Origin of the sequence: Novosphingobium sp. (genome assembly GCF_036733805.1) — a bacterium.
GTDB lineage: Bacteria > Pseudomonadota > Alphaproteobacteria > Sphingomonadales > Sphingomonadaceae > Novosphingobium.
The window spans coordinates 39,597-51,916 of record NZ_DAIMZT010000016.1; the positions used below are offsets into that span (position 1 = coordinate 39,597).

Annotated in this window: 15 protein-coding genes; 10 read left to right on the forward strand and 5 right to left on the reverse strand. The window is 62.7% G+C overall.

Annotated features, from left to right (window positions below; genetic code table 11):
- Nucleotides 1–2 precede the first annotated feature (2 nt).
- The 4 genes from argH to V7D69_RS06075 are packed head-to-tail and all read left to right on the forward strand — an operon-like array spanning nt 3 to nt 3,779.
- The gene (gene argH / locus V7D69_RS06060; RefSeq protein ID WP_324063045.1) at nt 3–1,376 is read left to right on the forward strand and encodes an argininosuccinate lyase; all 1,374 of its coding nucleotides are present in this window, start codon (nt 3–5) and stop codon (nt 1,374–1,376) included.
- Nucleotides 1,377–1,381: 5 nt separating this feature from the next.
- The gene (locus tag V7D69_RS06065; protein WP_324063036.1) at nt 1,382–1,651 is read left to right on the forward strand and encodes a hypothetical protein; all 270 of its coding nucleotides are present in this window, start codon (nt 1,382–1,384) and stop codon (nt 1,649–1,651) included.
- 15 nt (nt 1,652–1,666) lie between these two features.
- Nucleotides 1,667–2,932 carry a diaminopimelate decarboxylase gene (gene lysA, locus V7D69_RS06070; protein WP_324063034.1) on the forward strand — a complete coding sequence of 422 codons (1,266 nt, stop codon included), beginning with the start codon at nt 1,667–1,669 and terminating at the stop codon, nt 2,930–2,932.
- A 49-nt stretch (nt 2,933–2,981) separates the two neighbouring features.
- The gene (locus V7D69_RS06075) at nt 2,982–3,779 is read left to right on the forward strand and encodes a precorrin-2 dehydrogenase/sirohydrochlorin ferrochelatase family protein (protein WP_324063032.1); all 798 of its coding nucleotides are present in this window, start codon (nt 2,982–2,984) and stop codon (nt 3,777–3,779) included.
- Between the two features lie 33 nt (nt 3,780–3,812).
- On the opposite strand, the gene ruvX is transcribed toward V7D69_RS06075, so the two are convergent.
- From ruvX to pyrE, 5 genes are all read right to left on the reverse strand, one after another.
- Nucleotides 3,813–4,301, reverse strand: coding sequence for a Holliday junction resolvase RuvX (ruvX, locus tag V7D69_RS06080; protein WP_324063043.1), 489 nt, complete (start codon nt 4,299–4,301; stop codon nt 3,813–3,815).
- Between the two features lie 71 nt (nt 4,302–4,372).
- On the reverse strand, nt 4,373–5,320 hold the full coding sequence (gene lepB / locus V7D69_RS06085) for a signal peptidase I (RefSeq protein ID WP_324063030.1): 948 nt from the start codon (nt 5,318–5,320) through the stop codon (nt 4,373–4,375).
- A 13-nt stretch (nt 5,321–5,333) separates the two neighbouring features.
- The gene (gene acpS, locus V7D69_RS06090; protein ID WP_324063028.1) at nt 5,334–5,750 is read right to left on the reverse strand and encodes a holo-ACP synthase; all 417 of its coding nucleotides are present in this window, start codon (nt 5,748–5,750) and stop codon (nt 5,334–5,336) included.
- Nucleotides 5,751–5,793: 43 nt separating this feature from the next.
- On the reverse strand, nt 5,794–6,537 hold the full coding sequence (locus V7D69_RS06095) for a pyridoxine 5'-phosphate synthase (protein WP_324063027.1): 744 nt from the start codon (nt 6,535–6,537) through the stop codon (nt 5,794–5,796).
- A gap of 15 nt (nt 6,538–6,552) precedes the next feature.
- On the reverse strand, nt 6,553–7,137 hold the full coding sequence (pyrE, locus tag V7D69_RS06100) for an orotate phosphoribosyltransferase (protein WP_333605350.1): 585 nt from the start codon (nt 7,135–7,137) through the stop codon (nt 6,553–6,555).
- 206 nt (nt 7,138–7,343) lie between these two features.
- On the opposite strand from pyrE, the gene coxB reads away from it, so the two are divergent.
- The 6 genes from coxB to V7D69_RS06130 form a co-directional block, all read left to right on the forward strand.
- Complete coding sequence (gene coxB, locus V7D69_RS06105) at nt 7,344–8,378, forward strand: cytochrome c oxidase subunit II (protein WP_324063025.1); 1,035 nt, start codon at nt 7,344–7,346, stop codon at nt 8,376–8,378.
- 28 nt (nt 8,379–8,406) lie between these two features.
- On the forward strand, nt 8,407–10,089 hold the full coding sequence (ctaD, locus tag V7D69_RS06110; RefSeq protein WP_333605347.1) for a cytochrome c oxidase subunit I: 1,683 nt from the start codon (nt 8,407–8,409) through the stop codon (nt 10,087–10,089).
- Between the two features lie 111 nt (nt 10,090–10,200).
- Complete coding sequence (locus V7D69_RS06115; RefSeq protein ID WP_324064387.1) at nt 10,201–11,169, forward strand: heme o synthase; 969 nt, start codon at nt 10,201–10,203, stop codon at nt 11,167–11,169.
- A 9-nt stretch (nt 11,170–11,178) separates the two neighbouring features.
- Nucleotides 11,179–11,310: a hypothetical protein gene (locus tag V7D69_RS06120; protein ID WP_324064388.1), complete on the forward strand. Its 132-nt coding sequence runs from the start codon at nt 11,179–11,181 to the stop codon at nt 11,308–11,310.
- 4 nt (nt 11,311–11,314) lie between these two features.
- Entirely contained in the window at nt 11,315–11,917 is a 603-nt protein-coding gene (locus V7D69_RS06125; protein WP_324064389.1) for a cytochrome c oxidase assembly protein, read from the forward strand.
- A 75-nt stretch (nt 11,918–11,992) separates the two neighbouring features.
- Nucleotides 11,993–12,320, forward strand: a 328-nt coding sequence (locus tag V7D69_RS06130) for a cytochrome c oxidase subunit 3 (RefSeq protein ID WP_333605348.1), incomplete at its 3' end; no start/stop codon positions are given.

Here is a 12,320-nt window from a genome sequence, read left to right on the forward strand (position 1 = left end):
AGATGTGGGGCGGACGGTTCGCGCAGGGGCCGTCAGCGATTATGCGCGAGATAAACGCCTCGATTCCCTTCGACAAGGCGCTCTGGCGACAGGACATCGCCGCCAGCAAGGCGCACGTCGCGATGCTGGGCGCCTGCGGCATAGTTTCGGACGAGGATGCCGTGGCGATCCGCGACGGGCTCGATCAGGTTGCCGCCGAGTACGACGCGAACGGGGTGCCGGAAAACTGGGACCTCGAAGATATTCATATGACCACCGAGTCCCGCCTTGCCGACTTGATCGGCCCGGTGGCGGGGCGTCTGCACACCGCACGTTCGCGCAACGATCAGGTAGCCACCGATTTTCGCCTGTGGGTGCGCGATGCGATCGATCAGGTCGATGCCGGGTTGGAGGCGCTGCAAGTGGCGCTCGTCACCCGCGCCGATGAGCATGCGGACAGCATCATGCCTGGTTTCACGCATCTCCAGACCGCGCAGCCGGTCACGCTGGGCCATCATCTGATGGCCTATTACGAGATGGTCGGGCGCGACCGGTCGCGCTTTCATGATGCGCGCAAACGCATGAACAGGAGCCCGCTCGGCAGTGCGGCGCTGGCCGGGACCGGTTTTCCCATCGACCGGGAAATGACGGCCCAGGCACTGGGTTTCGATGCGCCGACCGCCAATAGTCTGGATTCTGTCTCGGACCGCGATTTCGCGCTCGATTACCTGATGGCGGCCAGCCAATGCGCGCTGCATCTCTCGCGTTTGGCGGAGGAGTTCATCATCTGGGCGAGCCAGCCCTTCGGTTTCGTGGCCCTGCCTGACAGCCTGTCCACCGGCAGCTCGATCATGCCGCAAAAGAAGAATCCGGACGCGGCCGAGCTGGTGCGCGGCCACGCCGGGCGCATCGTCGGTTGCCTGACTGGCCTGATGATGACCATGAAGGGCCTGCCGCTCGCCTATTCGAAGGACATGCAGGACGATAAGCCGCCGGTGTTCGAAGCTGCCGGGCTGCTGGCCCTCTCGATCGCCGCAATGACAGGCATGGTCACCGAAACGACGTTTCGCACCGAACGCATGCGCGCCGCCGCCGAGCTGGGTTTCGCCACCGCAACCGACCTTGCCGATTGGCTGGTGCGCGAAGGCGACATTCCGTTCCGCGAGGCCCATCACATCACCGGCGCTGCCGTCAAACTGGCGGAGAGCCGGGGGGTGGCGCTGGACCGGTTGCCGCTGGCGGATCTCAAGGCCATCGACAGCCGCGTCGATGAGCGCGTATTCAAAGCGCTCTCGGTCGAGGCTTCCGTCGCCGCGCGCAAGAGCCATGGCGGCACTGCGCCTGAGCAGGTGCGCCTGCGCGTGGCCGAAGCCCGCGCCGCGCTTGGATTGGAGTGAACCGAATGCGCAAGGTTTCCGCTCTCGTACTGCTTCTCGCGCTTGCGGCTTGCGGTCAGCGCTCGGCGCTGGGGCTGAAGCCGGGCCAGCAACTCCCGCCCGCGCCTTACGGCCGGTCACAGAAACCGCAGGCGGTCGAATTGATGGAACCGCCCACGATCGCCATTCCCGAACGCAGCGTTGAACTGCGCACGCGTTCAGAGCCGCGCGAAGACGACCCCTTCGATCTGCCGCCGCCCGAAGCGCGCCAGCCCGATAACTCGCCGTCCCAATAATACCCGACAGGATCCATGGACCATTTCGAACTCAGGAACGGCGAGCTTCATGCCGAAGACGTGTCGCTTGCCGAAATCGCCCGCCAGGTGGGCACGCCCGTTTACGTCTACTCGCGCGCCACGCTTGTCCGCCACGCCCAGGTATTTCGCGAAGCGCTCTCGGCGCTGCCGAAGGTGCATATCGCCTTCGCCGTGAAGTCGAATCCTAACCTGGCTGTGCTGCGCCTGTTGGCAAAGGAAGGCTATGGGGCGGATGTCGTTTCCGAGGGCGAGATGAACCGCGCGCTGGCCGCCGGCATTGCGGCGCAGGACATCGTCTTTTCCGGTGTGGGCAAGACCCGCGCGGAACTGAAGGCGGCGGTGCAAGCGGGCATCGGCCAGTTCAACCTCGAAAGCGAGGAAGAGGGGGCCGAACTGGCGGAAATCGCCGCCGCAATGGGACGGACCGCCCCTTGCGCCCTGCGGGTCAATCCGAATGTCGATGCTGGCACTCACGCGAAGATTTCAACCGGCAAGGCGGAGAACAAGTTCGGCGTGGCTTATGATCGCGCGGTGGACATCTATGCGCGCCTCGCCGCATTGCCGGGACTGGAGATGCGAGGACTGGCCGTGCATATCGGCAGCCAGATCAGTGATCTGGAACCGTCGCGGCAGGCTTTCCTGAAAATGGGCGAGCTGATGAAGGCGCTGCGCGGACGGGGCCTTGCCGTCACGCACATGGACCTCGGCGGCGGGCTGGGCGTGCCATACAAAGCGGGAGAGCAATTGCCCACGCCTGCCGATTATGGCGCGATGGTGGCCGAGGTCGCGGGGGACTGGGATGCCACGCTGATGTTCGAGCCAGGCCGGGTGATTACCGGCAATTCGGGTGTTCTGGTGACGGAAGTGGTGCGCGTGAAGCAGGGGGCCAACCATCCTTGGGTGATCGTCGATGCAGCGATGAACGATCTCGCGCGTCCGGCGATGTATGACGCATGGCACGATTTCGTGGCCGTGAGGCCAAGCGGCGAGAGCATGATCGCCAACATCGTCGGCCCGATCTGCGAAAGTTCCGACACTTTCGCCCTGACGCGGACAATCGACGCGGTGAAAGCCGGCGATCTTGCGGTGTTCCGCACCGCCGGCGCTTACGGGGCGACGATGGCCAATACCTACAATTCACGTGCGCTGGTGCCCGAGGTCATGGTTGACGGCGATAAATGGGCGCTTGTCGCCAACCGCATCGAGCCGGCCACTATCCTTGCCGCCGAGCAAGTGCCTGAGTGGTTGGATTTGCCTTAAGCTTGTAAGGCGATATGCTGCGTTTCGCGAACCACATCGGCGCTGCCGCATGATTGAAAGCCTGCCCCTGTTTCATCGCATTGCCGGCCAACCCGTGGTGGTCTCGGGCGCCGGCGACGTGGCCGAAGCGCGGCGGCGCCTGGTCGAGCGGGCGGGCGGCGTGGTCATCGCCGATTTGCGTGAGGGGATTGAAAAGGGCGCGCGGCTGGCGTTCATTGTGCATGAGGATGATGCCATCGCCGAAGCGGAGGCGATGCGCGCGCGGGGGGCGGGCCTGCTCGTCAATGCCGCCGATCGTCCTTCCTTGTGCGATTTTACCGTGCCGTCGCTTCTTGATCGTTCCCCCGTTCTTGTCGCCATCGGCACGGCCGGCGCGTCAGCAGGTCTCGCCAAGCAGTTGCGCTTGCGGCTGGAGCAAATCATGCCGGCGTCGCTGGGCGGGCTCGCAACGGCGCTGGCAAAGGCGCGGGACGTGCTTCGCATACGCTTTCCCGATTCCGGGGAGCGCCGCCGCGCGCTGGATATCGCGTTGGGCCCCGGCGGTCCCCTAGATGTGTTGTCAGATATTGGCCCCGATCGTGTTCAGCAGTGGCTTCAGAGCGCCAGGTCTGATCCCGGAGGTGGAGTGGAGATCACTCTGCGCAGCGATGATCCCGAAGACCTGACGTTGCGCGAGGCGCGATTGCTTGGCTCCGCCGATGTCATCGCGGCGGAGGCGGGGGTGCCATCAGCAGTTCTCGATCGCGCCCGCGCCGATGCCAAACGGATCGTGCTGGGCAACGGGATTTTCGCCGAAGACCATCCCGGTCTGGTCGTGGTGCTGCGGACAGCGCGCCAGCAAGCCTGATGTGCGATGGAATGACGCGGGCGGCCCCGTTATTCAGAACAGGCCGCCCGCCAACGCATCGATAGCGCCTTGCAGGATCACCGCCGCTGCTGCCGAATCGATGCGTTCGGCGCGCTTTGCGCGGCTCATGTCCTGTTCGATGAGACCGCGCTCCGCGCCGGTGGTGGACCAGCGCTCGTCCCACAAGAGGATGGGCAGGCCGAGTGTTGCCAGATTGCGGGCATAAGCGCGGCTTGACTGTGCACGGGGGCCTTCCGAGCCATCCATGTTCAACGGCAGGCCGATGACCATTCCCATGATTGCACGCTGACGGATCAGTTCCTCCAGCACGGCCTTGTCCGCACCGAACTTGCCTCGCTTCAGCGTCTTGCCGGGTGAGGCGAAGCGCCAGCCGCCGTCGCAGAACGCGGTGCCGATGGTCTGCGTGCCCAGGTCCAGCCCCATCAATACGCCCCCTTGCGGCAGAGCATCGCGAAAGAGCAGCGCGCCAGTTGTGATTAATACGCCTTGGGCCACGTCCATGTTCCCCACTGACGATCCGATTTCATATTATCTCCGGCGGCATAATCTCGCCAGACGGCAGCGCTTCAATTTCAGCGCTCGCCTGGTGAGGAGGAGGCTGCGGTTCGCGCCGGGGCCGGTTCGATCGCGGGACGCAGGCTGGTGAAAGCGCGGCCGGGGCGCATCGCCTTCCACCAGCTCAGCGGGTTCCAGGTCTGCGTGCCGTCGAGCGAGAAAGTAATGAACTCGGCCCGGCCGCCAATGTCGGAAAGGGGAACCGGTCCGTTCAGTCCGCCGCCGGGGTTGCCCAGGAAATCGGTGTCGAACGGCGCGCGACTGTCGGCGGACCGGTCACGGTCGTCGCCCATCAGGAACACATGGCCTTCGGGCACCGTGATCTCGGCATAATTGTCGAGAACCTGGTCGACATAATCGATCACTTGATAGGTCGCGCCGTTAGGCAACGTCTCGCGGTAAGTCGGTAGTTCGTAAACTTCGCGCCCATTGGGCAGGCGAACGCGGAACTGTTCGAAACCATCGTAGCAATGGCCGGGCTGCTGCCCGTCGCACTGAAGGGAATCGTCGGCGGGGATTCTTACGGGGGGCTCGGTGTCCCGTCTGATGAACTTGCCGTTGATCCTAATGCGCCCGTCGACCACTGCGATGCGGTCGCCAGGCAGTCCTACCACCCGCTTTATCAGGTCCTCCTTGCGATTGCCCGGCACGACGATGACGATGTCCCCATATTGCGGCGTGCGCCCCAGTATTCGCCACGTGCCGCGAGGCAGCAGGTGGAAGCTCAGCGAGGACCAGTTCCAGCCGTAGGGATATTTGGAGACCACCAGCCGATCGCCCACCAGCAATCCCGGCATCATCGAGATCGAGGGGATATAGAACGGCTTCGCAATGAAGGAATGGAACGCGAGAACCCCCAGCAGCATGAGCGCGAGACCACGCAGCTCCTGCCACCAGTTGACCTTCTCGGGCTTGGCGCTCCCGTGCCCGGTCTCGGCGCGTGACGGCGTGGCGGTATCAGTCATGATCGGGTGCAACTCAGGTCCTGTCGGCGGATAGGGGACGGGCTTCGATGACGACGAAGGCTTGCGCCCATGGATGATCGTCCGTGAGCGTCAGGTGAACCACGGCTTCGTGACCTTCCGGTGTCAGCGCGTCCAGCCGTTCGCGCGCGCCGCCGGTCAATGCCAATGTCGGCGCACCGGAAGGGGCATTGACTACACCGATGTCCTTCATGAACACACCCGCCTTGAAGCCGGTGCCGACAGCTTTGGAGAAAGCCTCCTTGGCGGCGAAGCGCTTGGCCAATGTTCCAGCCTTGGTGAAGGGGCGGCGATTGGCCTTGGCCCGCTCGATATCCGTGAACACCCGGTTTTCGAACCGTTCGCCAAAGCGGTCCAGCGAAGCTTGAACCCGCTCGATGTTGCACAAGTCGGAGCCGAGGCCGATTATCATGCGGCCGATCTTCCTGCGGACGGGAGAAGGAGCGGCGTAGCCTTCACCGCGCTTCGTCCATTAAGTCGCGCATCTTGCGCACACTGGCTTCAAGCCCGCAAAAGATCGCCTCCCCGATCAGGTAATGCCCGATATTCAATTCCGCGAGTTGCGGAATGGCGGCGACCGGCTGCACATTCTCGTATGTCAGGCCGTGGCCCGCATGCGGTTCGATACCGTTCTTGGCGGCGAGCGCGGCCATGTCAGTGATGCGTTTAAGCTCCACTGCGACCTGGTCTCCTTCGGCATGGGCATATTCGCCGGTGTGAAACTCCACCACCGGAGCGCCCAGCTTTATTGCGGCCTCGATCTGGCGCGGCTCTGGCGCGATGAACAGGCTGACGCGAATCCCCGCGTCGGAAAGGCGCGCGACAATCGGGGCCAGCCGGTTGTGCTGCCCGGCGGCGTCAAGTCCGCCTTCGGTCGTACGCTCCTCGCGCCGCTCGGGAACGATACAGGCCGCATGGGGGAGGTGGCGCAGAGCGATCGCCACCATTTCGTCTGTCGCGGCCATTTCCAAGTTGAGCGGCAGGCCGGTCGCCGCCTGCACCCGTTCCAGATCCTCGTCGCGAATGTGGCGGCGATCCTCGCGCAAGTGGACCGTGATGCCATCCCCTCCGGCGCGGGCAACGATCTCGGCGGCGCGGGCGGGGTCGGGATGCTTACCGCCGCGCGCGTTGCGAATCGTCGCGACGTGATCGATGTTGACGCCCAACCGAAGGCGGGAAGGATTGAGGACGCTGCTCACGATAACTCCCGAAGGTCAGGACTGCGCGCGGCTGCCGGGCTTGACGGCAGGCGTGGATGCCAGTTCCGGCGGCAGTTCATCAGCGGCATAAGTCGGAAAGTTAAGCGCGACCAGGGGGAAGAACGGCACGCCCAGGTCGACGGTTCCACCCGAGCGATCCACCAGCGATGCGGCGGCGATGACCACGCCGCCCGCTTCCTCGATAGCCTTGATCGCCTCGCGGCTGGAAAGGCCGGTGGTCACCACGTCCTCCACCATCAGCACTTTGTCGCCTGGTTCCAGCGCAAAGCCGCGGCGCAGTTCGAAAGTGCCGGTCGGACGTTCGACGAACATCGCGTCCACCTGCAACGCACGGCCCATCTCCTGACCGATGATGACGCCGCCCATCGCCGGAGAAACGACCTTGTTGACCTGCTTGCGAATGTCATGAGGCAGCCGCGCGGCGAGCCCCACCGCCAGCCTGGCTGCGCGGTCCGGGTTCATCAACACTCTTGCGCATTGCAGATAGTGCGCGCTGTGTCTGCCGGAGGAAAGCAGGAAGTGCCCCTCAAGCAGCGCCTTGCTGGCGCGAAATTCGGCGAGGACCTCTTCATCGGTCATTGCGAACAATACCCCTGGTGCGATTTGCATGGATCGGCGCCCTATTGGAGCGCCTTCAGTCAAAAATTCCCCTAGAGGCGCTTGAGACACGCGGCAAGCACGCGTATAGGCCGCGGCGGAAGGGGGGCTTTCGCCTCCGGATCAGGGGTGCGTTCAGGCGGGGCGACTCGTTTGTTCGGTCAGAAGAAAACGGAAGCGCAACAACGATGAAATCCGGCAAAATCGCCAGCGCCGTTATTCAGTCCGTAAAGGCTGTCGGTCTTTCTCTCATCAGTATCCTTGCTGCCGTGGCCGTGCCAGCATGGGCGCAGGATTCCGCCGCTTCAGCGCCCGCCGCCGCAGCAGGCAGCTATACCCCGATGAAGCCGACACCCGGCGTCGGCATGCCGATCGATTCCGCCGTCGGTCTGCAGCACCAGTATTCCCGCATCGGCGAATATGGCGCGTGGATGCACAATGATATTCTGATGCCGATCATCACCTTAATCACCTTGTTGGTTCTGGGTCTGCTGATCGTCGTGGCGCTGCGTTTCAACCGCCGCGCCAATCCTCAGGCGTCCAGGACCAGCCATAACACGCTGATCGAAGTTATCTGGACGCTGGTTCCCGTGCTGATCCTGATCGGTATCGCTGTCCCTTCGATCGACCTCATTGCCAAGCAGTATAAGCCGGCCCCGAAAGGCGCGCTGACCATCAAGGTTACCGGCAACCAGTGGTTCTGGTCTTACGGCTATCCCGACAACGGCGATTTCGAAGTCGTCTCCAACATGCTGAACGTCCCCGGTCAGCCGACCATCAACAATGGCGTGCGCGAAGTCGGGTCCAAGCCCTGGGATGGCCCCGGCCATCTTGAAGTGGACAATCGCATGGTCGTCCCCGTGGGCGAGCCGATTCGATTGCAGATCACTGCGGCTGACGTGATTCACTCATTCGCTGTGCCTTCGCTGTGGTTCAAGCTTGATGGTGTCCCTGGTCGCATCAACGAGAAGGTGCTGATGATCGAGAAGCCGGGCGTTTACTACGGCCAGTGTTCCGAACTGTGCGGCGCCAAACATGGCTTCATGCCGATCGCGATCGAGGCGCTTCCGCGTGACAAGTTCGATGCCTGGGTGCTCACGCATCCCGGCGGCGTGATCGACGGCAAGGCAAAGCCCACCGCCGCTGCCCCGACCGCCGAAGCGGCGCCTGCCGCCGATGCCTCCGCGGCTCCTGCTGCTGACGCGACCGCCGAAGCCGAATAAGCGCGAATAAAGGACAGGGTCCCAGAACATGGCAACCACCGCTGAACACTTTCAGGCCCACGCGGACGATCACGGGCACGCACATGACCACAAGCCGGCGTTCTTCGCCCGTTGGTTCATGTCGACGAACCATAAGGACATCGGCACGATGTACCTTATCTTCGCGATCTTCGCGGGGATGATCGGCGGCGCCGTCTCCGGCATAATGCGACTGGAACTGGCTGAGCCGGGCATCCAGTATCTCGGCTTCTTCGCCAAGCTGGTTGGCGACAATCCGAACGATTTCAACGCCACGCTGCACATGTGGAACGTGCTGATTACGGCGCACGGCCTTATCATGGTGTTCTTCATGGTCATGCCGGCGATCATCGGCGGTTTCGGCAATTGGTTCGTGCCATTGATGATCGGCGCGCCGGACATGGCCTTCCCGCGCATGAACAACATTTCGTTCTGGCTGACGGTCGCGGGCTTCTGCTCGCTCATGCTCTCGGCCTTCGTGCCCGGCGGCACCGGTATGGGCGCGGGCACGGGCTGGACGGTCTATGCGCCGCTTTCCACCACCGGTTCGGTCGGCCCGGCGGTCGACTTTGGGATCTTCGCGCTGCACCTTGCCGGCGCCGGCTCCATCATGGGCGCGATCAACTTCATCACCACCATCTTCAACATGCGCGCACCGGGCATGACCATGCACAAGATGCCGCTGTTCGTGTGGTCTGTGCTGGTCACCGCTTTCCTGTTGCTGCTTGCGCTGCCCGTGCTGGCCGCGGCGATCACGATGTTGCTGACGGACCGCAACTTCGGCACCACCTTCTTCGATCCCTCGGGCGGCGGCGATCCGGTGCTGTATCAGCACTTGTTCTGGTTCTTCGGTCACCCCGAAGTCTACATCATGATCCTGCCCGGCTTCGGCATCGTCTCGCAGATCATCTCGACTTTCTCGAAAAAGCCGGTGTTCGGTTACCTCGGCATGGCCTATGCCATGGTCGCGATCGGCGTCGTAGGCTTCATCGTGTGGGCGCACCACATGTATACCACTGGCCTGCCGGTGAACACGAAGATGTACTTTACCGCCGCCACGATGGTCATCGCGGTGCCCACCGGCATCAAGATCTTCTCCTGGATCGCGACGATGTGGGGCGGCTCGATCGAGTTCAAGAGTCCGATGGTCTGGGCGATCGGCTTCATCTTCCTGTTCACGCTTGGGGGTGTGACGGGCGTGGTGCTGGCGAACGGCGGTATCGACGACGTGCTTCAGGATACCTATTACGTGGTGGCGCACTTCCACTACGTGCTGTCGCTGGGCGCGGTGACCGCGCTCTTCGCCGGGTTCTATTACTGGTTCCCGAAGATGAGCGGCCGCATGCACTCGGAGTTCCTTGCTCATGTGCACTTCTGGGTGTTCTTCGTGGGCGTGAACATGATTTTCTTCCCGATGCACTTCCTCGGGTTGCAGGGCATGCCGCGCCGTTATCCGGATTATGTCGAGGCTTATGCTCACTGGAACTACGTGGCGACGGTTGGCTATATGATTATGGCCAGCAGCCTTGTGATCTGGTTCATCAACATCATCTACGCCTTTACCGCCGGCAAGAAGGCGGAGGACAATTACTGGGGCGAAGGCGCCACCACGCTGGAGTGGACATTGTCGAGCCCGCCGCCGTTCCACCAGTTCGAGACGCTTCCGGTCATCGAGGAAGCGCATCACCACTGATAAGGATCCTGCCCGTCCTGTCGGGACCGGGCGCCTCAAACTCCCCTCCCGCAAGCGGGAGGGGTCGGGGGAGGGCTTGTTGCCCTCCCTTCATGCGTTAGATTCGATAAGATGAAACAGGCCCTCCCTCCGGCCCCTCCCGCAAGTGGGAGGGGAGAACACAGACAGCCACCCTCGGGGCTGGCGGTTGCTCGTCCTGCAGACTGGCGCGATTTATTTGCGCTGACGAAGCCGCGCGTGATGAGCCTGGTCATCTTCACCGGCCTTTGCGGCCTGATCGCCGCGCCTGACAGGATTCACCCGGTGCTGGCCTTCACCGCGATCCTGTGCATCGCCATGGGCGCGGGTGGGGCCGCCGCGCTCAATCAGTGGTGGGAAGCTGACCTTGACGCGGGCATGAAACGCACCGCCAAGCGTCCGCTGCCGCAAGGTCGCCTCGATCGCACGACGGCTCGCGATTTCGCCGGCGTGCTATGCGCCGCTTCGGTGTTCCTGATGGGCTTTGCGATCGGCTGGCTTGCCGCCGCCATCCTGGCCGTGTCGATAGTTTATTACGCCGTGATCTACACGATCTGGCTCAAGCCACGCACGCCGCAGAACATCGTCATCGGCGGCGGCGCAGGCGCTTTTCCGCCGTTGATCGGATGGGTCGCCGCTACCGGCCACATCTCTGCCATGCCGATCGTGTTGTTTGCGATTATCTTCTTCTGGACTCCACCGCACTTCTGGGCGCTCGCGCTCTTCGTAAAGAGCGATTACGCCAAAGTCGGCATCCCGATGATGCCGGTGGTCGCCGGGGAAAAGTCCACGCGGCGCCAGATTCTCTTGTATGCCCTATTGCTGTTGCCGTTGAGCGTGTTGCCCTGGAGGCTGCCCGGGGAACACACGGGCGCGGTCTATGGCATTTCCGCGCTGGTGCTGTCTGGCCTGTTCCTGTTCCTGTCGATCCGGGTCGCCTTTCGCGAGCGCGGCGGGCCGGAAGATGCGATGAAGCCGGAAAAGCAGCTTTTCGCGTATTCGGTGATCTACCTTTTCGCGCTGTTCGCCGCCCTGGTGGTGGACCGCTTCATTGTGATCTGAGGAACGGCTATGGACGACTCTCGCGGTAGCGATCAGCGCAGCGTTGAGCAGATACGCAAGAGCCGCAATCGTGTGCTGGGGCTCTGCCTCGCGGGCTTCGTGATCCTTGTGTTCCTGATTTCCATAGCCAAGATGGCCTGACGAGATGGAGGAACCGGTCGTCCCAGCCAGCCAAAGGGGAAAGAAAAACCGCAAGGTTGGCCTTATCGCCCTGTTGGTCGCGCTGGGGATGCTCGGTCTCGGCTACGCGTCGGTTCCGCTTTACCGTATCTTCTGCCAGGCCACCGGCTTTGGAGGAATAACCAAACGCGTCGATGAGGCGCAGGCAGCCGTGGTGAAGGACAGTGGGCGCACCATGGTGGTGCGTTTTGATGCCAATGTCGAACGCGGCATGCCGTGGGAGTTCAAGCCGCTGCAGCGGACGGACACGGTATCGATCGGCGTGCGTGACATGGCGCTGTTTTGGGCCAAGAACGATTCGAAAGAAACTGTCACCGGCACCGCGAGTTTCAATGTGGAGCCTGAGCAGGCGGCCAAATATTTCGACAAAATCCAGTGCTTCTGCTTTACCGAGCAGACGCTGAAACCCGGCGAGGAAGCGCGCATGCCGGTGATCTATTACATCGATCCGGCGATTCTGAACGATCCAGACAACAAGGACGTTCAGGAACTCACGCTTAGCTACACTTTTCACGTGAGCGCCACTGGCGGTGCAAAGGCACTGGACCAGAGCAATGCGGGCGGTTAAGGGCACGGGAAACCAAATCGCGGCGCCATGGGGACCCGCGGGGGAAACAGTTTCGAGAACGGGGACGAAGGCACCATGGCCGGAACCAGGCACCACGATTACCATATTCTTCCGCCGGACATCGCGCCGCTGGTGACGACGATCGGGGCTTTCACGTTCACTTCCGGCATGGTGCTGTTCATGCACAAGTTGCCGGGTGGCCATTTCGTGCCCTGGCTCGGCATGGCGGTTCTGCTGGCTTCGATGTTCATGTGGTTCTCCAAGATCATCAAGGAAGCGCATGCTGGCGATCATACGCCCGTGGTGCAGCTTCATCAGCGTTATGGCATGATCCTGTTCATCGCTTCGGAAGTGATGTTCTTCGTCGGCTGGTTCTGGGCTTTCTTCGATTTCTCGCTGTTCC